The organism is Polaribacter sp. 11A2H, assembly GCF_011379025.1.
In the GTDB taxonomy this organism is placed as follows: Bacteria; Bacteroidota; Bacteroidia; order Flavobacteriales; family Flavobacteriaceae; genus Polaribacter.
Map to the genome: position 1 here is coordinate 54,293 of NZ_WTLD01000014.1, position 19,935 is coordinate 74,227.

The window sequence follows — 19,935 nt, forward strand, 5'->3', positions numbered from 1 at the left end:
ATAAAGTATAAGCCTCGAATTTTCGAGGTTTTTTTATGCAAATAAAACACGTTTATCTATGCTTAAAAACCTTCGTAAATAACCATTTAATATTATATAGATAAACCCCTAATTAAGCTATATATTTTCAGTGAGAAAAAAATGATTTAGGAAATCAATGCCCCTTATTTAATAAAAAGCTGTTGGCTATTTTATGCAGGTCATCTACTTATTTGTAAGGGATTTTAAAAAGAACCTTTGTACCAATAGGAGTATTATTGGTGATTAAGTCAATAATTTGAATGGTTATTTTATTCTTCTTTAATTCATTTCGCAAACCAACTCGAGTTTTCATTAAGCCCATAGCATGTGGAGTGTCGTGTGTTGAGGTGTCAATATTTTTTTTACGTCCAATGCCATTATCTTCAATAGATATCTCAATGTTTTCGTTTATTGTAAAGGTGATTTTTAATAACTTGTTTGGACCTTTTTTTTGTTCTAAACCGTGTAAAATGGCATTTTCAACAATAGGCTGTAATAGCATACAAGGAATTTTTATAGTATCCATATCTGTATTATCTGTATGGTTAATAACATCAATCTTATGAGAAAAATTATTGTTAAGACGATATTCCTGTAGCTTTACATAGGCTTCTAAATATTCTATTTCATTTTTTAGGCTTATTGTATTAGCAGTAGTCATATTCATTGTCGTTCGTAAAAGATTCGAAAAAGCATGTATATAATCATTAATATTTATCGTGCTTTTAAGTATAAGGTCACTTTGAATGTTATTAATGATATTAAAAATAAAATGTGGATTCATTTGCATTGTTAATGCTTTTATTTTTAACTCTCTTATATCAGATTTAAGATTTTTCTCCTTTTTATATCTACTCTTTATTCTATAAATTATTAAAAAGATACTAGCTAAAATTAAGAGTATTGCAGTAAGTATAAAGGCTGTTGTTTTGTAAAATATTTGAGAAACAGTAAAGGGTATTGAAAGTTCATTAATAGATTTCATGCCTTCTTCATTTATTCCTTTTACTTTTAACACATACTTTCCTGGAGGGATACCATATTGACGGATTACTGTTCTAGAACCTAAAGAAATCCAAGAATTGGTTAGCCCTTCTATTTTATATGAAAAATTATTTTTTGTATGATTAAATGATTTGTTTAATGCAAATTTAAATTCAAAATAATTAGCGTCATATTCTAATTCAATTGATTTTAAGCTTTTTAAATTGAATTGCTCAATAATAGAATCTTTATCTTTTTGATACGTTTTTAAACTTACAGGTATTATTTTTTGAGATAAATGTCGTTCTGATACTTTATGAGTATATATTTTATAGACACCATTAGTACTACCAAACATTAAAGTTGAATCATTTAATTTATAACTAGAACTGTGATTAAATTCATTACCTTTTAAATAGTTTGAAAATTGTCTGTTGTTTTTTGATAAGGTAACTCTACTAATTCCGTCATACGTGGCTACCCATAGATGTTTATCAGTTTCTATAAGACTACAGGTTGTATTGTTTACTAAGCCGTCTTTGGTTACGTATTGGTTAGTTGTACCTTTATCATTTATGGAAACAAGCCCTTTATCACCTGCCATCCAAATGGTATTGTATTTATCTTTGTGTATGTCTAAAACAATTGAATGCGGTATTTTATGAGTTTTACTTTTGTTTGAATAATGTATTACTTTTTTTGTTTTGATATTATATTTATATGCGCCATTACTAGTGCCAAACCAAACTTGTCCATTTGGTAATTGTAAGATGTCATTTATAGGAACGTCTTTTAAACTATAGTTTTTATTTAATTCGTTGTGGTTTGTAAAGTTTTCTGTTTTTTTATCAAAGACATATAGGCCATCTGTTGTACCTATCCATATCTGTGTGCTATTTTTATGTGTTAAGCTTCTTATTTTAGAATTATGTACTTCCATCTCTTTCTGTTCAAGATTATGAAAAGTATTTTTTAGAAAATTAGATTCTCTAAAGTGGCAGTCAGAGCTATTCCATATTAAACTATCATTTTTCCGTAAAAAAGTATAAATGTCTTTGTTATAGAGATCATTGGAAATATTTTGTGTGTTTCCAACGGAATCAATTTTAAAAAGACCTGCATAAGAAGCAACAAATAAATTATTTTTAGAATCACTAATAATAGCTCTCGTGCTAATGTTACTTAATGAATCTTTTAAATAGGATTCATAAAATTTTAATTCTTTTCGTACTTTATGAATTTGATTTGCATTACTTGTAAGTATATAGTTGTTAAATGAATCTTCTGTTATGGACTGAATATTAACTTTTAGTTTTATTTTAAATAAATCTTTAAGGTACCATTGTTGGTTTTTGTATTCAAATTTTTGAGACCAAATATAATTTTTGTGAATTGTACTTATATGGTTTCCCTCTATAAAAAAATTTAAATTATTTAGCCTGTTGGCTGTAAAAGTATTAAAATTCCCATCTTCGAATGATATTTTATACATATCAATTTTAGGATAATAGGAGTAAGGAATTTTCTTATCATTATATTGTATAAAACCTTTTTTAGTTCTAACGTTGTTTTTAGGTGATGTTAAAGAGATAAAAATTTCTTCAAATTTTTTATCAGCTACAAATTCAAGTTTGTTATTTTTTATTGTAAATACTTTGGTTTCACCAACAATAACTACGTCATCATTTTTATTTAAGTTCAATAAAAAACGATCTGTAGTATTCTGATCTACTTTATAGGAATTAATAAGTGTATTATTTTTAATCTCTAAAATATAGTTTTGGTACGTACTTACCCATATAGTACCATTTTGTTGCTGTACAATAGATATGTAAACATCATAAGCAGTATTGTTTTCTATGATACCTGGCTGTAGTAACTTTACACTATAATCATTATAATTAATAATGTAAATTCCTAAAGAGGTAAGCACCCATATATTCGCATCCTTATCCTGAAAAAAGGCGTTAACCCGCGCAGGTAAATTAATACTTCTGCTAAATTTTAAAGGAATGTATTTTTTAGAATTTCCAAAATCTTTAACAAGCCAATCCTTTGTTGCATACCATATAAATCCATTATGATCAATAAATAAATTACTACATAAATAAGTGTTATCACCTTCTACTATAGAAGGGTAATCAAAAACTTCATGTATTTGACTATAATTTGAAGTATTAAACAACAATACTATAATAAAAGTAAAGAATGGACGTAATTTAGGTGTCATAAAACATTGTAGGTACTTTTTCAAGATAACTTTTTTGGTAAAAGTAGAAATTAAGAATCTTTAAGTTGTAATTTTGTGATAGAAATTCTATAAATTACATTTTTGTATTTTAGGTTGATACTAAAAATAATATGGCACAGCAGTATATTGCAGGAATAATTGATGATGATGAAAAGAGTATTAAATTATTGTCTTTTTATTTAAAAGAATATTTTCCACAAATTACGATTAAGGCAACTGCCAATTCCTGGAACGATGGGCTTTCCGTTATAAATAACAATGTTTTAGACCTTATTTTTATTGATATTCATTTAAATGATGATTTGGGTTTTGAATTATTAGATATTGCAAACTCTAAATCTGCTCAAGTTATTTTTATTTCTAGTCACGAAAAGTATGCCCTTAAAGTTTTTAAATACAATCCTGTAGATTATTTACTGAAACCCTTTAATATAAAAGATTTATGTGCATCTGTTAATAGAGCATTTAAAAAATGTCAAATTTCTAAAGAAGTACCTATTAAAGACGCAAATCCTAATCTTATAGCAATTCCTGTAGGACCTATAATTAAAATGATAAAGCTTAATGAAATTAAATATTTCGAATCTTGCGGAAATTTTTCTAAACTTTATTTAGTCGATAAAACTACAATTTTAGCAAATAAAAATATTGGACATTACGAATCAATCTTACCTGAAAGCACTTTTTTTAGGATTCATAAAAAATATATTATCAATATTTCTCACATTAAAGAAATATATAAATCAGATGGGTTTTATTGTGAATTGAACAATAAAACAATCTTAAGTGTATCTAGAAGAAAGCAAGAGGAGTTTCAAAAATTATTACTTTTAAAATAGGAAATCTGTATTTTAGAATTGATGTCTAATGTCTTCTTGTAAAAAAAAAAATAAGGCTTAAATTACTTAAAAAAATAAGGTAAGCTTTCTTAAATCAACTAAAATACTTCATTTTAAAAATTGTTTTCACCGTTTATCTTACTATTAAGTTCTTTATGCTTCATTTTAGCACTTCTTACAATTAAATAATAAGTCGTGTGGTTTGGTATTTAAATTTGCAGCTAATTTAACAACCAAAATTAAGAAACAAAGATGAAAAAAAGTAAATTTATTAGATTAAGATTTTTAAAGGCAGCAGCATTATGTATGATCTTAATTATTGTATCATGTAAAAAAGATGAGGAGATTACTACAGAGGAAGTATGTATAGAACATTTTAACTATGAAGATACTACAGAAGAAGGACCATCTAATTGGGAAAATTATTGTGTATCAGAAGGAACAAACGAATGTGGAAGTGTTGAAAGACAGTCGCCAATTGACATTATAGGTGCGGTAAATGATACCCATTTATCTGTATTAGATATTGCGTATACTACTTCGACTACAGATATCGTAAACAATGGACATACTATTCAGTTTAATTATAATGGTCCAGCATCTAATTTAACTTTTGAAGGTGAAACATACTCCTTATTACAATTTCATTTTCATGCAGATAGTGAGCATACTGTTGAAGGTTCTCACCATCCATTAGAAGCACATTTAGTACATAAAAGTGCTTCTGGAAATCTAGCTGTAATCGGTGTTTTCTTTGAGGTAGGTGCACAAAATGATTTTTTAGCTAATTTTACAGCGCATTTACCACAACACGAAGATGATAAATATACAGATGCTGACTTAAATTATACTGCTTCTAGTTTAGTTGATCTTAATTCTGGTTACTATAACTATAGTGGGTCTTTAACTACACCTCCTTGTTCTGAGATTGTTAATTGGATTGTTTTAGATCAACCTATGGAAGCTACTCAAGCACAAATAGATGCATTCTCAAGTTTATTGCACCATAATTATAGACCTGTTCAACCTTTAAATGGAAGAATTATTAAGCATAAGCAATAATTCTAAGCATTAATAAAGATGATGAATAGATATCTTTATTAAAATATTGGTATTTAAATATGATAAATTGTTCAGGAACAATTTATCATAGGGATTAATTTCATTTAAAAAGGTTGTCTTTAAGACAGCCTTTTTTATTTTTATATAATTGATTTTACAATAAAATAATAGATAATTTGTTGATCGGTTTTAAGTAGCTATATTTTGCTAATATAGGTTCTATGTATATAGAAAGAACTTTCTGGAGTTGATAATTACTTTCAGAAAATAATATTATGAAACCTCGAAATTTCGAGATTTTTTATGCAATACAAAATGATTTTAGGGTTTTATTGTTTAATCCATTAGCCAGTTTTTTAGACTTCTAAAAGCGTTTACAATAACCTCATAAAAACTATATAGATAAACCCTAATTAAGCTGTATATTTGCAGTCAGAAAAAAACGATATGCGTACAAAAACCATCAAAAAAAATAAGATTAACGTAGTTACTTTAGGGTGTTCTAAAAATATTTACGATTCTGAGGTGTTAATGGGACAATTAAAAGCCAACGGAAAAGAGGTTGTTCATGAAGATGAAAATGATGATGGAAATATTGTCGTTATTAATACTTGTGGGTTTATTGGTAAGGCTAAAGAAGAATCTATAGATACTATTTTGCATTATGCTAAAAGAAAAGAAGCGGGTGAAATTGATAAAGTTTTTGTTTCTGGATGTTTAAGTGAACGCTATAAACCAGATTTAGAGGCAGAAATTAAGAATGTAGATCAATATTTTGGTACGCACGATTTACCAAACTTATTGCAAGCTTTAGAAGCAGATTATAAACACGAATTAATCGGAGAACGTTTAACAACAACTCCAAAACATTATGCATATTTAAAAATTGCAGAAGGTTGCGATAGACCTTGTTCTTTTTGTGCAATTCCTTTAATGAGAGGAAAACATGTTTCAACTCCTATTGAAGATATTGTTACAGAAGCAACAAAATTAGCCGCAAAAGGTATTAAAGAAGTAATGTTAATTGCACAAGATTTAACATATTACGGATTAGATATTTACAAAAAACGTTCTTTAGCACAATTGTTAGAAGCATTGGCTAAAGTAGACGGAATTGAATGGATTAGAATGCATTATGCTTTTCCTACTGGTTTTCCTATGGATGTTTTAGAAGTGATGAAACGCGAACCTAAAGTATGTAATTACTTAGATATTCCTTTACAACACATTAATACCGAGTTGTTAAAATCTATGAAGCGTGGTACAACACATGAAAAAACAACGGCGTTAATTCATAAGTTTAGAGAAATGGTTCCTAAAATGGCCATTAGAACTACACTAATTGTGGGGTATCCTGGAGAAACAGAAGAAATGTTTCAAGAGTTAAAAGATTGGATAGAAGAAATGCGTTTTGAGCGTATGGGAGCTTTTGAATATTCTCATGAGGAAAATACAGGCGCTTATGTTTTAGAAGATGACGTACCTGCAGACGTAAAGTTTAGACGAGTTAATGAGATTATGGAAATTCAATCTCAAATTTCTTGGGAATTGAATCAAGAAAAAATAGGAAAAACATTTAGATGTTTATTCGACAGAAAAGATGGAGAATTTTTCTACGGAAGAACAGAATCTGATTCACCAGACGTAGATAACGATGTTATTGTAGATGCTAAAGAACATTATATTAAAATTGGTGAATTTATAGATATCAAAATTCATGAAGCTGGAGATTACGATTTATACGGTACACCAACCGTAAAACAAGAGAAACCAGTTTCTTTAAATCAAAAAAGGAAGTAATAATATAAAGCATAAAAAAACCACTCTAATGAGTGGTTTTTTATGTTATTAAAATAAAATGATGCTACTTTAATTTATCAGAATTTAATAAGAAAACAGCATTGGCAACAAATAGTTTTCCGTTTTGCCAAAACGATCTAAACAAAGGGTTGTCTACCATATAAATAATGCTTCCACTACCCATTTTTTCTTCAGCAAATAAAACTGATTTTGGTACGTTTTTTACAGCTTTACTTCCTGCATAACCAGATACATTCTTAACGTTTTCATCAAAATAAGCAACGTTATTTCCTTCTTTTAAATACTCATACGTAGTGCCACCTAATTTTAAAGAAAAATAATAATTTCCATAACCAAAAGCTAGCGGATGTGTATTGTCTAAAGTACTTTTAAAAATACTACCGGTAATTAAATTGGCAACATCTTCTCGCTCTCTATTTGCATAAGGAGTTAAGTTAGTTTCTTTTATTTTTTCTTCGGATATTTTCTTTTTTAAAGAGAATTCTTTTTTATCAGCAAAGCTATTTAAAGCATTTCCAATGGCTATTAAAGTACCACCAGAACGTGTCCAAGTTTTTAATTTATCTAAAGTAGTTTTTGTTAAAATACTATTATATCGTCCGTCAGGAATAATAATAACATCGTATTTTGAATAATCTAAAGAACCAAAGTTATTAGAATTGATATTGGTTATTGGATATTTTAATTGTGTTTCAAAGAAATGCCAAACTTCACCAAAACTTAAAGAAGAAGTTCCTTTACCAGATAAAACCGCTACTTTTTGTTGGTTAATTGGTTTTACAGAATAAGACCCAAAGTCTACTCCAGAAGAAACAAAACCTGTAAAAACATTCGTTAACTCTCTTTGGTGTTTGTTTGCAATGTCTATTAAATTAGTATCAAAATTATCATTTCTATTGTCGTTTCTTAAAATAATTAAAGTTCCTCTTTTGTACGATTTACCTTCAACAGAAAAAGGTTTTTCAGAAAAACGTGGCGTAATATCAGCTTGTAATAAAGCTCCTAAAAAAGTAGCATCGTCTAAACTATTCCATTTAGAAATATAAGCATACGCATTTTTATCAATAGAATTGGTAATAACATTTTCGTTTTTACCAATAGTAGCGTTTACTTTCGTTTTAGAAGCAATCGCTTTAAATCCGTGTGCATACGGTAACGACCAAGCAGTAATATCATAGGTTAAAGAATCTACTAATTTTGCTTTAGGTTCAAACAAAACTTTTACCATTTTTCCTTTTGGTTGATCTGTGTGTATTACTAAATCGTTAGCAGAAACATTCATTTTTGCTTCTTTTTGAGTTGTATAATCGTATCCTTTTACAATTCCGCTATTTGCGTTTTCGTATTTAATTTCATGTGTATCTAATAACGCTTTTAAACGATTAGTTTTGTCTTCATTCTCATTTTTTAACACATAACTTTTATAACCTAAAGTTGTGTTTTTAAAGAACTTTCTAAACTCTGTATTTAATTTTTCTGCATTTTTAGATGAAATTTCTACAGTAGACAAACCAGTAGTGAGGTGATGAATAGCTCTGTCTTTTAAGGTTAGCACTTCGCCTTCATCTGTATTAATACCTAAACCTGCCATTCCATGACCTGCTTGTTCGTATGTCATACCAATTGCGCCCATATAAGTTGGGTAGGTATCTCCGTAACTTGGGTATAATAAATCGAAACTTTCTTTGGTAAAATATAACCAACCTTCTTTATCAAAGTAACTAGCATGATTTTTTCCTACTTCTGTTTGAAACTCACGTTGCCAATCAGAAATAATTTCATGAAAAGGTTCCGCCGCAGGTGCAAAATAATAAGGACTATTAATATATTGTTCATGAAAATCTACATGCACATGAGGCATCCATTTATTATATATTTTTATACGTTGCGCAGATTCTACTTGTGTTGCCCAAGCCCAATCTCTATTCAAATCGAATAAATAGTGATTTGGTCTTCCAGAAGGCCAAGGTTCTGCATGTTCTTTTGCATCTTGATTGGTATTAAAAGGAGTACTTTTTACTTGGTTATACCAATTTACATACCTGTCTCGTCCATCAGGATTTACAGATGGATCTATAATTACCACTGTATTTTCTAACCATGTTTTTTTCTTAGTAACCAATTCATAGAGTGTTAACATGGCAGCTTCTGTACTAGAGGCTTCATTTCCATGAACGTTATAACTTAGCCAAACAATGGCTTTGTTATTTTTAGAATTCCCAGAAATAATGCCAGTTTGAGTAAGATTAGCGACTCTAATATTTTCTAAATTATTTATGTTTTCTTCGGAAGAAATATAACTTAAATACAAAGGTCTGTGTTCATTGGTTTCTCCATATTTCTCTAATTTTACATTAGATAAATTAGTGCTTACATATTTAAAATAATCTACAACTTTATAATTTCTAGTAAAGCGAGATCCAATTTCATACCCTAAAAATTCAGATGGAGACTGTAAAGATTGAGAATAAATGCTTCCAAGTGTTAAAAAAGCAGTGATAAAAAGTAGTTTAATTTTCATAAAGATGCGTTTGAGAGTCAAAAGTAAGAATATATTTTTTTGTTTTTCAGTAGATTGATTCTTTATCTTGTTAAAACTTTGTTAGATTGGATTGGTGTTTATGACAAAGAAAAAATTATTCGTATTTTTATCGAAAATTAATCAAACTAAATGAATTCTACTTCAGAATCTGATTGTTGCCAAAAAAGTGTTCTTTAAGATGAAAGTAACACAGATACCTTTTAAAAAAACCGGTTTTTTCTCTTCTACAATGCTAGATTATTTAGAGAAAAAAGAGTCTATACAACCATTTTATAATAATTTTCCTGATATTTCTGGCTTTCATAATCAGATAGAGGAAAAGCAAAAATCATTTAGATTGCAATCTAGATTGGTGTTGGTAGATGCTTTAAAAAATCAATATAAAGAGTTTAACGTTTCTACAAAAACGGAAGAAAATATTGAGAGTTTAAAGCTACAAAATACATTTACCGTAACAACAGGTCATCAATTAAATTTGTTTACTGGACCATTATATTTTTTATATAAAATTCTGTCTACCATTAATTTGTGTGAAGAGTTATCAGATAAATTTCCAGAACAAAATTTCGTTCCCATTTATTGGATGGCAACAGAAGATCATGACTTTGAAGAGATTAATTATTTTAATTTTGATGGAAAAAAAGTACTTTGGAATAGAGAAGATGGTGGTGCCGTTGGACGATTTTCTACCGAAGGATTAGCAGCTGTTTTTGATGTTTTCTCCGAACATTTAGGGCATTCTAAAAATGCTGAATTTCTAAAAAAGTTGTTTTCAGATGGATATTTAAAACATGATAACTTAGCAGATGCTACTCGTTATATTGCCAACGAATTGTTTAGTGATTATGGTTTGATAATTTTAGATGGAGATGATGCGAGTCTAAAACAATTATTTAACCCAATTGTAAAAGACGAGTTAGAAAATGAAACTTCATTTAAAGCCGTTTCTAAAACAATTACAGATTTAGAAAAGAATTATAAAATTCAAGTGAACCCAAGAGAAATTAATTTATTTTATTTGGGTGATGAATTTAGAGAACGTATTATTTTAGAGGGTGGAATTTATAAAGTAAACAATACAGACATTACTTTTTCTAAGGCAGAAATTTTAAAGGAAGTAGATGAAAATCCGAAATCATTTTCGCCTAACGTAATTATGAGGCCTTTGTACCAAGAGGTAATTTTACCAAACCTTTGTTATTTAGGTGGAGGAGGAGAGATGGCGTATTGGTTAGAATTAAAAGATTATTTTGAAGAAGTTTCCATTCCATTTCCTATTTTATTATTGCGTAATTCAGTGCAAGTAGTCTCTGAAAAACAAGCCAATAAATTAGAGAAATTAAATATTTCTTTAGAAGAATTGTTTTTAAATCAGCATGATTTATTGTCTAAAAAAGTGGTAGAAAACTCAGAGATTAAAGTAAACTTTAATGAAAAGATTCAGTTTTTAGAAAAGCAATTTTTAGACCTGAAAGAAGTAGCCAAACAAACGGATGTTTCTTTTGTAAATGCAGTAAATGCGCAAGAAAGAAAGCAAGTTAAAGGTTTAAAGAATTTGCAAAAGCGTTTGTTAAAAGCAGAGAAGAAAAGACAAAAAGATTTAGTGGAAAGGATTACTTTGCTTCAAAATGAAATTTTACCAAACCAGAGTTTAGAAGAGCGTCAGCGTAATTTTTCTGAATATTATTTAGAGTATGGTTCGTCATTTACAAAAGCATTAAAATCGGCATTAAAACCATTGCAATTAGAGTTTACAGTTTTAGAATTATAACCCAGAGATTTACAGTGAAATTATAGCGTTTTACTGAGTTTTTTTAATTAATAATTTTAGAATATATAATGTTCTGTCATTTAGAAATGAGCTTTTTTTAAGCGATTGAGAAATCAGACATTAAAAATATATTATTTTGAACTTACCTTATAAATTCAAACAAGTTCACCTTATATAACTTACTTTTGGTGTTCCAAAAGTATAACACAAACAACTGTGATAATCAGTGAAATCCGTGTCACTTTTTTACCATATAATATACTATACAATGAAAGAAAAAGGCCTACATCCAAAAAACAAATTCAACAAAGGTTATAATTTTGATGAATTAAATGTTATTAACCCAGCATTAAAAGAATTTGTTGCTAAAAATGAATTTGGTACTGTTACCATAGATTTTTCAAATCCGGATGCAGTAAAAGAATTGAATAAAGCTTTATTATTTTCTTTAGATAAAATTTCTACATGGAATTTTGGAGACAAAAATTTATGCCCACCAATACCTGGTCGTTTAGATTATATTCATCACTTAGCAGATTTGTTATCCGAAGAAAAAGATATTAAAATTCTTGATATTGGTACAGGAGCAACGGGTATTTATCCATTATTAGGTATTGCAGAATACGACTGGAATTTTGTAGCTACAGACATCGATTTAGATTCTTTAGATACTGCCCAAGATATTATGGATGATAATAATTTTACAAATAAAATAGAATTACGTCAGCAATTAAATGAAGAGCAAATTTTAAAAGGAGTTTTAAAAGATACAGATTCATTTTCTGCAACCATGTGTAATCCTCCTTTTTACAAATCGGCAGAAGAAGCGCAAGGAGCAAATGGTAGAAAGTCTAGAAACTTAGGCAATAACGCTGTTAGAAACTTTGCAGGTAACAACAATGAACTTTGGTATATTGGTGGAGAAAAAGCTTTTTTACATAATTATTTGTATGAAAGTTCTTTGTTTCCTAAAAGCAGTAAATGGTTTACAAGTTTAGTTTCTAAGAAAGAAAATGTAAAGAGTTTAGAAAAGTCTTCTGCCAAGTTAGGAGCTGTTGAATTCAAAATTATTCCGATGCACCAAGGAAATAAAGTAACTAGAATTGTTGCTTGGAGGTTTTAATAAAAAAGCTCATCTTAATCTTCCCAAAGAGAAGAAATATATTTCATAAAAAAGGCTCAATCAAAATATTTTGATTGAGCCTTTTTTTATGAAGCAGATAATATTTAATTTTCGAATCTAATTGAAATCGCCTGATATTTCTGATTAGTTTATCCTGAGTGCAGACGAATGACTAAAAACTCATTTGATAATATAATGCAAAATGTCATTCCGAATGAGGGACGAAGAGGAATCTAATTATTCAAATAACTTATTCAAAGCTCTCTTAGAATCTCAGCGTAATAATTCACCCCACAATGATCGGTGAAATCCGTGAAATTGGTGTTTTTTTTTATTTTCTCTGAGAAACTCTGTGTCTTCTCTGTGAATCTCGGCGTAATAATTCACCCCACAATGATCGGTGAAATCCGTGAAATTGGTGTCTTTTTTTATTTTCTCTGAGAAACTCTGTGTTTTCCCTGTGATTCTCGGCGTAATAATTAACAAACTAATTAAAAACAACATCATTAATTTTATACTTTTTACAAATAAAATGCAAAAGAGTATAGACCAGCATATGTACAAAAACCAAACAAATAAAAGCATATAAAGGAACTCCTAATATTTGATACGGCCAATAATACGTCCAAACACCTAAATAAATAGTAATTACTTCTCCAAAAGCAGGTAAGATTAAAGCCAATAAAATTGCCAAAAGAATCTTGTTTTTCTGGGTTTGTTCTTTTAACAAAGGAATTAAACTACGTTCTAGTTTATATAAATAATGGAAAGCAAGCATCCAAGCAAAAGGCAACCACAAGGGCAACTCTCTGGTAACTTCATGATATACCCAATAGCCATTTGTAACCCCCCAAGTTTCACCAACAATTCCTCCAAAACCAGTTAGAACCATACCTATTAATAACAACCAATTTTTATTTGTTTTTGGCTGAATAATTTCTTTGTAAAGGTTATGTACAATCTTTAACACTAAAATTACGGCAATTATAGCATCATATTGTTTTAGAACTCCAATAAGAATTCCTGCAATAATTAACTTAGCAAGTGATTTAAGCGTTTCTTTTAAGAATAGTTTTTTGTTAGTAATCAATGTATTATTTCTTTTTGGGCAAAAATAAGGTTCTAAATTGAGTCAACTCTTATTTTTCTATAAAATTGAATGGTATGAGTTCATTCTTTTCTGCATCAGAGTAAGATAAAACAGATGAGTATGTTAATTTTGTTTAAAACCTAACTCACATGAATAGAAAAAAAACGTTTAGAATATTTTTACTAGTTGTATCTATTTTGGCTATTTATAAAATTGTGGATTATTATGTTACAGATAAAGTAGATGCTTATTTAAAAACACAACAAATAAGTTATGATGCTGTATCAGTAAATTTATTACTTGGTAATATTACTTTAAAAAATGTAGCAAGCAAAAAAGACAGTCTTCAATTTACAACTGAAAAATTAGAAATAGAAGGTATTTCATATTATCAATATCTAAAAAATAAGGCAATTTCTATTGGAAGTTTAAAAACGATAAATGCAAAAGTTACTGGAAAAATAACTCGTAATAAAACTAATAAAGAAACTAAAAAAGAGGAGCATTCTAATATTTCTAAAAAAGCTTCTTTAGATTTGAAAATAGCCAATATTGAGTTTAAAAATGTAGCAATTGATATTATTAAGAATGATAATTTTCCTTTAACGGTACAAAACATTTCCTTTAAAGTGAATGATTTTGAGTTAGATGACACTCAAAATAAAACAATTCCTTTTTTATACGATCAAATAGAGGTTTCAATAATGGGTTTTGATACTCAGTATTCTAAAGTTCAAAAAGTAAAATTTTCTAAACTGAATTTTGACAAGAACAATTTAACTTTAGATAGTTTAGAGATTGTACCTTTAAAGCCCAGAGAAAACTATATCTATCATGTTTCTGAAGAAAAAGAACTGATGACTTTTTTAAGTAAAAAAATTATTATTTCTGATATAAAAATAGAGGAAAAAGAAAAATTTAACTTTACTGCAAACCATATTTTATTTGATGAAGTTTTTTTTAACCTATACTTAGACGGAACAGTTTTAGAACATTCAAATAAAAGAAAAGACTTGTATAGTAAAAGTCTTAGAGATTTGCCTATTAATATTGATATTAAGAATGTAGATATTAAAAATTCTAAAATTGTTTATGAAGAATACACCATTAAAGGGAACAAACCAGGTATTTTAAAATTTGACGATCTAAATGCTCAAATAAGTAATATAAATAATAATAGCAATAGAGAAAACAATGTAACAGCAGCAAAGATTCAATCTAAATTTATGCAATATTCTTCGTTAGATATTGAGTGGACCTTTGATATCAATAATAAAAACGATAATTTTAGAATTACAGGAAGTTTGTTTGATGTAAATTCAAAAAGCATGAGTTCTTTTTTATTACCAACTATGAATGTAAAAATGGATGGTTATATAGGTAAAATGTATTTCGATTTTGAAGGAAATGATTTTACCTCTAATGGGAAATTAAATTTAGATTTTAAAAAATTTAATATTAAAGTTTTAGATAAAGACAAAAGTAAAAAAAAGCTAATAAGTTGGTTGGCAAATCTATTTATAAAAGATGCTTCTAAAAACGGAATTGTAAAGGTAGAAATTGAAGATGTTGAAAGAGATACCACAAAGTCTTTCTGGAATTTCTTTTGGAAAAATATAGAAAAAGGATTACAGAATTCGTTAATTTAAGAACTTAAACTTAAAATTCATTTTTGTATTTTTTATATTTTTTTTCAAGAATATTGAAAGAAACATAATAAGAAAGCAAGAAATAAACACAAAATATGGTAAGGATTTTAGAACCGAATTGTAGGGTTAAAAAACCTTGTTCATTTTCTAGTAATTGAAAAACAATACTAAAAGGAATTGCAAAATAGAGACTTTGTAAAAGTGCGTATTTTAGTCTATTATTTCTTTTTGCTTCCCAAAATTCTATAAAGTTGTCTTTCTTTTTTGTACTAGATTCTTTAGAACTCATATCTTTTATTTATAAGGTATCAAAGATAATTAAAACCTAAGAAAACTACTTTGTTTTTATTTTGTAAATTATTTTTCTTTTATTGAGCAAAAAAAAACAAAAAACCGAAGCAAGGAGCTTCGGTTTAAATATGTTTGTCTTATAAATTAGGAATCACTAATTCTTGACCTATCTGAATTGCATCTGGGTTCTTTAAAATATTGGTGTTTGCTTCAAAAATAATATTGTATTTTCTTGAATTACCATAATATTTTTTTGATATTTTACTTAAAGTATCTCCGCTTTTTACCGTATGAGAAGCAAAAATAGACGTATCAGCAACTTCAATATTTGCTTGTATATCTGTAGGGTTGTCACCACCTACTTCTTTTATTTTATCCCAAAGAAGATTTTTTTCATATTGATTTTTTGTTGTACCACTTACGTGTAAAACACCATTTTCTTCTTTTACATCACCATTTACAATTGCTAATTTTTCTCCTAAATCTAATACACTTTGATATTTTGTTTTCATTTTTATTTTTTAGTTATCGTTAATACTTTAAAGATACAAAAAAACCGAAGCAAGGAGCTTCGGTTTTCGATAAAAGTACTATTTTTTTAGTTTAATTGTCATTGCGAAGAAAGTTTTTTACCTTCTGTAGCAATCTGTAGTTTAAAAAAACAGATTACTTTGCTAAAGCTCATAATAACAACAAATATTTTATAAATGAATCACTTCATCATAAGCATCTGCAACAGCTTCCATAACTGCTTCACTCATAGTTGGGTGAGGGTGAATTGTTTTTAAAACTTCATGCCCCGTAGTTTCTAATTTACGTCCTAAAACTGCTTCTGCAATCATATCTGTAACACCGGCACCAATCATATGGCAACCTAACCATTCGCCATATTTTGCATCAAAAATTACTTTTACAAAACCTTCAGTTGCTCCAGATGCAGTTGCTTTACCAGATGCAGAAAATGGAAATTTACCTACTTTTAATTCGTAACCAGCTTCTTTCGCTTTTGCTTCAGTCATACCAACAGATGCAATTTCTGGAGTAGCATATGTACAACCAGGAACGTTTCCGTAATCGATTGGTTCTGTATGTAAACCAGCTAATTTTTCTACGCAAGTAATTCCTTCTGCAGAAGCAACGTGTGCCAATGCTTGTCCAGGAACTACATCACCAATAGCATAATAACCAGGTATGTTTGTTTGGTAAAAATCGTTCACTAAAATTTTATCTCTGTCAACAATAATTCCAACATCTTCTAAACCAATGTTTTCAATATTAGATTTAATTCCAACTGCAGATAATAAAATATCAGCAGTTAAAGTTTCTTCACCTTTTTTAGTTTTTACAGTAGCAACAACTCCATCACCAGAAGTATCAACAGATTCTACAGAAGAATTTGTCATTACTTTAATACCTGCTTTTTTAATTGATTTTTCAAATTGCTTAGAAACATCAATATCTTCAACTGGTACTACATTAGGCATAAATTCTACAATAGTAACATCCGTTCCCATAGAATTATAAAAATGAGCAAACTCAACACCAATTGCTCCAGAACCTACAACAATCATAGATTTTGGTTGTGTTGGTAAACTCATTGCTTGTCTATAACCAATTACTTTTTTACCATCTTGTGGCAAGTTAGGTAACTCTCTAGAGCGTGCCCCTGTAGCAATAATAATATTCTCTGCACTATATTCTGTTACTGTACCATCTTCAGCAGTAACATCTACTTTTTTACCAGTTTTAATTTTACCAAAACCGTTAATAATATCAATTTTATTTTTCTTCATTAAAAAAGCAACACCTTTGCTCATTCCATCAGCAACACCACGACTTCTTTTAATTACAGCATTAAAATCCTTATCAATTGCTTCTGCTTTTAAACCATATTGGTCAACATGCTTTAAATAATCATAAACCTGTGCAGATTTTAACAATGCTTTTGTAGGTATACACCCCCAGTTTAAGCAAATTCCACCTAAGCTTTCTTTCTCTACAATGGCAACTTTAAAGCCTAATTGAGAAGCTCTAATACCTGTTACATAACCTCCAGGTCCACTTCCAATAATAATGATGTCGTATTTCATAATTGTATATTTAACTTTTTATTTCTTTATTTAGGGCGTTTTAACGGGCTTTCCGTTATATCTTTTGCTAAAAAAGCAAAAGGATGCCACTTCAATCCCTAACGCTTGCTAATTTACTAACTTTTGTACTTTCTGACAACTGTTTACTGTAACTGCCAACTTTTTTTTACATTCTCTCCGGAACCTGAATTCCTAATAATAAAAAGGCAGATTTAATAGTATCCGCTACTTTTTTAGACAATTGCACTCTAAAAGCTTTTTTATCTAAATCTTGTTCTCCTAAAATATGTACATTCTGATAAAAAGAATTAAACTCCTTTACCAAATCATACGTATAATTTGCAATAATTGCTGGCGAATAATTTTCAGCAGCTTGTTGCACCGTTTCCGGATACAATTCTAATTGCTTTAACAATTCTTTCTCCTTTTCGTGTAATTCAATAGTAAGAGGTTGCGAATAATCAAAATCTGCTTTTCTAATAATAGACTGTATTCTAGCATACGTATATTGAATAAAAGGACCTGTATTACCTTGAAAATCTACAGAAGATTTTGGGTCGAACAAAATTCTCTTTTTAGGATCTACTTTTAAAATAAAATATTTTAAAGCACCTAAACCAATAATTTCGTATAAATCGTTTTTCTCTTCATCAGAATAACCGTCTAGTTTTCCTAATTCTTCAGAAATTTCTTTGGCAGTTGTGGTCATTTCATCCATCAAATCATCTGCATCTACAACAGTACCTTCTCTAGATTTCATTTTACCAGAAGGTAAATCTACCATTCCGTAACTTAAATGATGCAATTGTTTTGCCCAATCAAATCCTAATTTCTTTAAGATTAAGAATAGTACTTGAAAATGATAATCTTGTTCGTTACCAACCGTATATACCATACCACCAACATCTGCATAATCTTTTACACGTTGTATAGCAGTACCAATATCTTGCGTCATGTAAACAGCTGTTCCGTCAGAACGTAAAACAATTTTTTCATCTAAACCATCTTCAGTTAAATCGCACCAAACAGAACCGTCTTCTTTTTTATAGAAAACACCTTTTTCTAAGCCTTGTGCAACTACATCTTTACCTAACAAATAGGTGTCACTTTCATAATATAACGTGTCAAAATCTACACCCATACTTTTGTAAGTAACTTCAAAACCTTTGTACACCCAAGAGTTCATTTCTTTCCAAAGAGCTACAACTTCTGCATCTCCAGCTTCCCACTTTAATAACATTTGTTGTGCTTCAACAAATAACGGAGCTTCTTTTTTAGCTTCGTCTTCCGTTTTTCCTTCCGCAATTAATTGCGCAATTTCTTTTTTATATTCTTGGTCGAATTTTACGTAGTAATTACCAACTAATTTATCACCTTTTAAACCGGTAGATTCAGGCGTTTCTCCGTTTCCATATTTTTCCCAAGCTAACATAGATTTACAAATATGTATCCCTCTATCGTTAATAATCTGGGTTTTGTAAACTTTTTTACCAGCAGCTTTAATAATTTCTGCAACAGAATAGCCTAATAAATTATTACGAACATGCCCTAAGTGTAAAGGTTTGTTGGTATTAGGTGAAGAATATTCTACCATCATTGCTTTGTCATCCGCGGTTGGCGAAACAAAACCATAAGTAGCATCTGAGTATATAGCATTAAAAAAGTTTGTATAAAAACTATCGTCAATTACTAAGTTTAAAAAACCTTTAACTACGTTGTAATTGGTAATCTCAGTTACATTTTCTACTACGTACTTTCCTAAATCTTCACCAATCTGTACAGGATTTCCTTTTTTGTAGCGTAATAAAGGGAATACTACCACTGTAATATCTCCTTCAAATTCTTTTCTAGTTGCTTGAAATTCTACTGTCGGAATTTCTATATTGTATAATGCTAAAAAACCTTCTTTTACTTTGGTTTCTATACTATTTTGAATGCTCATTTGGTATCTAAAATTGAATTGCGAAAATACATATTTTTATTTGTTTTTTAGAACGATTCCCTCTACTTATTCAGACTTTATTAAAGTAGTTTAAAACGGAGACTTTACAGGTTTTTAAAACCTCTAAGATGTGGTATAACTTAAGAAGATAAAATAAGTAGAATTTAATATTTTAACTACTAAAGGATTTCCTGATTTTGTTTTTTAAGTAATAAAATCTAAATAATTATCTTTTGTAATAATATTATAATGAACATCAATATATCCAACAAATAAATTCACTTTATTTGATATAGATTTTAGTTAAGTATCTTTTTTTATACTGATGTTTTTATCCATTAAAAACACCTTTTTGTAATTAAACTGATGGTATTATTCTTAATTGATTGGTTTTGTAGAAACATCCTAAAAGGTTTATCTAAAAATTGATTTAATTCACCTGTAAAATATTTGTCAATC

Annotated in this window: 13 protein-coding genes; 6 read left to right on the forward strand and 7 right to left on the reverse strand. The window is 28.7% G+C overall.

Annotation, left to right across the window (positions count from 1 at the left end):
• Positions 1-208 precede the first annotated feature (208 nt).
• A complete protein-coding gene (locus GQS58_RS14920; protein WP_166387333.1) occupies positions 209-3,259 on the reverse strand; it encodes a sensor histidine kinase in 3,051 nt (1,016 codons plus the stop codon).
• 107 nt (positions 3,260-3,366) lie between these two features.
• Between GQS58_RS14920 and GQS58_RS14925 the strand changes: the two genes are divergently transcribed.
• From GQS58_RS14925 to rimO, 3 genes are all read left to right on the forward strand, one after another.
• Entirely contained in the window at positions 3,367-4,095 is a 729-nt protein-coding gene (locus GQS58_RS14925; RefSeq protein WP_166387335.1) for a LytR/AlgR family response regulator transcription factor, read from the forward strand.
• A 252-nt stretch (positions 4,096-4,347) separates the two neighbouring features.
• A complete protein-coding gene (locus GQS58_RS14930; protein ID WP_166387337.1) occupies positions 4,348-5,157 on the forward strand; it encodes a carbonic anhydrase in 810 nt (269 codons plus the stop codon).
• Positions 5,158-5,604: 447 nt separating this feature from the next.
• On the forward strand, positions 5,605-6,957 hold the full coding sequence (gene rimO, locus GQS58_RS14935; RefSeq protein ID WP_166387339.1) for a 30S ribosomal protein S12 methylthiotransferase RimO: 1,353 nt from the start codon (positions 5,605-5,607) through the stop codon (positions 6,955-6,957).
• A 64-nt stretch (positions 6,958-7,021) separates the two neighbouring features.
• Here rimO and GQS58_RS14940 read toward each other — a convergent pair whose 3' ends face one another.
• Positions 7,022-9,499 (reverse strand): M14 family metallopeptidase, encoded by a 2,478-nt coding sequence (locus GQS58_RS14940; protein ID WP_166387341.1) that lies wholly within the window; start codon positions 9,497-9,499, stop codon positions 7,022-7,024.
• Between the two features lie 199 nt (positions 9,500-9,698).
• Here GQS58_RS14940 and bshC point away from each other — a divergent pair, with 199 nt between their 5' ends.
• Positions 9,699-11,291 (forward strand): bacillithiol biosynthesis cysteine-adding enzyme BshC, encoded by a 1,593-nt coding sequence (gene bshC, locus GQS58_RS14945; RefSeq protein ID WP_166387343.1) that lies wholly within the window; start codon positions 9,699-9,701, stop codon positions 11,289-11,291.
• A 268-nt stretch (positions 11,292-11,559) separates the two neighbouring features.
• Positions 11,560-12,414 carry a 23S rRNA (adenine(1618)-N(6))-methyltransferase RlmF gene (rlmF, locus tag GQS58_RS14950; RefSeq protein WP_166387346.1) on the forward strand — a complete coding sequence of 285 codons (855 nt, stop codon included), beginning with the start codon at positions 11,560-11,562 and terminating at the stop codon, positions 12,412-12,414.
• A gap of 487 nt (positions 12,415-12,901) precedes the next feature.
• On the opposite strand, the gene GQS58_RS14955 is transcribed toward rlmF, so the two are convergent.
• Positions 12,902-13,504, reverse strand: coding sequence for a hypothetical protein (locus tag GQS58_RS14955; protein WP_166387348.1), 603 nt, complete (start codon positions 13,502-13,504; stop codon positions 12,902-12,904).
• Positions 13,505-13,653: 149 nt separating this feature from the next.
• Here GQS58_RS14955 and GQS58_RS14960 point away from each other — a divergent pair, with 149 nt between their 5' ends.
• On the forward strand, positions 13,654-15,153 hold the full coding sequence (locus tag GQS58_RS14960; protein WP_166387350.1) for a hypothetical protein: 1,500 nt from the start codon (positions 13,654-13,656) through the stop codon (positions 15,151-15,153).
• A 10-nt stretch (positions 15,154-15,163) separates the two neighbouring features.
• On the opposite strand, the gene GQS58_RS14965 is transcribed toward GQS58_RS14960, so the two are convergent.
• From GQS58_RS14965 to argS, 4 genes are all read right to left on the reverse strand, one after another.
• Positions 15,164-15,442, reverse strand: a complete 279-nt coding sequence (locus tag GQS58_RS14965) for a hypothetical protein (RefSeq protein WP_166387352.1) — start codon at positions 15,440-15,442, stop codon at positions 15,164-15,166.
• A 139-nt stretch (positions 15,443-15,581) separates the two neighbouring features.
• Positions 15,582-15,956 (reverse strand): LysM peptidoglycan-binding domain-containing protein, encoded by a 375-nt coding sequence (locus GQS58_RS14970; RefSeq protein WP_205860450.1) that lies wholly within the window; start codon positions 15,954-15,956, stop codon positions 15,582-15,584.
• A gap of 189 nt (positions 15,957-16,145) precedes the next feature.
• Positions 16,146-17,534 carry a dihydrolipoyl dehydrogenase gene (gene lpdA / locus GQS58_RS14975; RefSeq protein WP_166387354.1) on the reverse strand — a complete coding sequence of 463 codons (1,389 nt, stop codon included), beginning with the start codon at positions 17,532-17,534 and terminating at the stop codon, positions 16,146-16,148.
• A gap of 166 nt (positions 17,535-17,700) precedes the next feature.
• Entirely contained in the window at positions 17,701-19,476 is a 1,776-nt protein-coding gene (argS, locus tag GQS58_RS14980) for an arginine--tRNA ligase (protein ID WP_166387356.1), read from the reverse strand.
• Between the last annotated feature and the right edge of the window lie 459 nt (positions 19,477-19,935).

Excerpts from the sequence above, each read along its gene's own strand:
- bshC (WP_166387343.1), top strand. The coding sequence starts at position 9,699 with ATGAAAGTAACACAGATACCTTTTAAAAAAACCGGTTTTTTCTCTTCT.
- GQS58_RS14965 (WP_166387352.1), bottom strand. The coding sequence starts at position 15,442 with ATGAGTTCTAAAGAATCTAGTACAAAAAAGAAAGACAACTTTATAGAA.
- argS (WP_166387356.1), bottom strand. The coding sequence starts at position 19,476 with ATGAGCATTCAAAATAGTATAGAAACCAAAGTAAAAGAAGGTTTTTTA.
- GQS58_RS14960 (WP_166387350.1), top strand. The coding sequence starts at position 13,654 with ATGAATAGAAAAAAAACGTTTAGAATATTTTTACTAGTTGTATCTATT.
- rlmF (WP_166387346.1), top strand. The coding sequence starts at position 11,560 with ATGAAAGAAAAAGGCCTACATCCAAAAAACAAATTCAACAAAGGTTAT.
- GQS58_RS14970 (WP_205860450.1), bottom strand. The coding sequence starts at position 15,956 with ATGAAAACAAAATATCAAAGTGTATTAGATTTAGGAGAAAAATTAGCA.
- GQS58_RS14940 (WP_166387341.1), bottom strand. The coding sequence starts at position 9,499 with ATGAAAATTAAACTACTTTTTATCACTGCTTTTTTAACACTTGGAAGC.
- lpdA (WP_166387354.1), bottom strand. The coding sequence starts at position 17,534 with ATGAAATACGACATCATTATTATTGGAAGTGGACCTGGAGGTTATGTA.
- rimO (WP_166387339.1), top strand. The coding sequence starts at position 5,605 with ATGCGTACAAAAACCATCAAAAAAAATAAGATTAACGTAGTTACTTTA.
- GQS58_RS14930 (WP_166387337.1), top strand. The coding sequence starts at position 4,348 with ATGAAAAAAAGTAAATTTATTAGATTAAGATTTTTAAAGGCAGCAGCA.
- GQS58_RS14925 (WP_166387335.1), top strand. The coding sequence starts at position 3,367 with ATGGCACAGCAGTATATTGCAGGAATAATTGATGATGATGAAAAGAGT.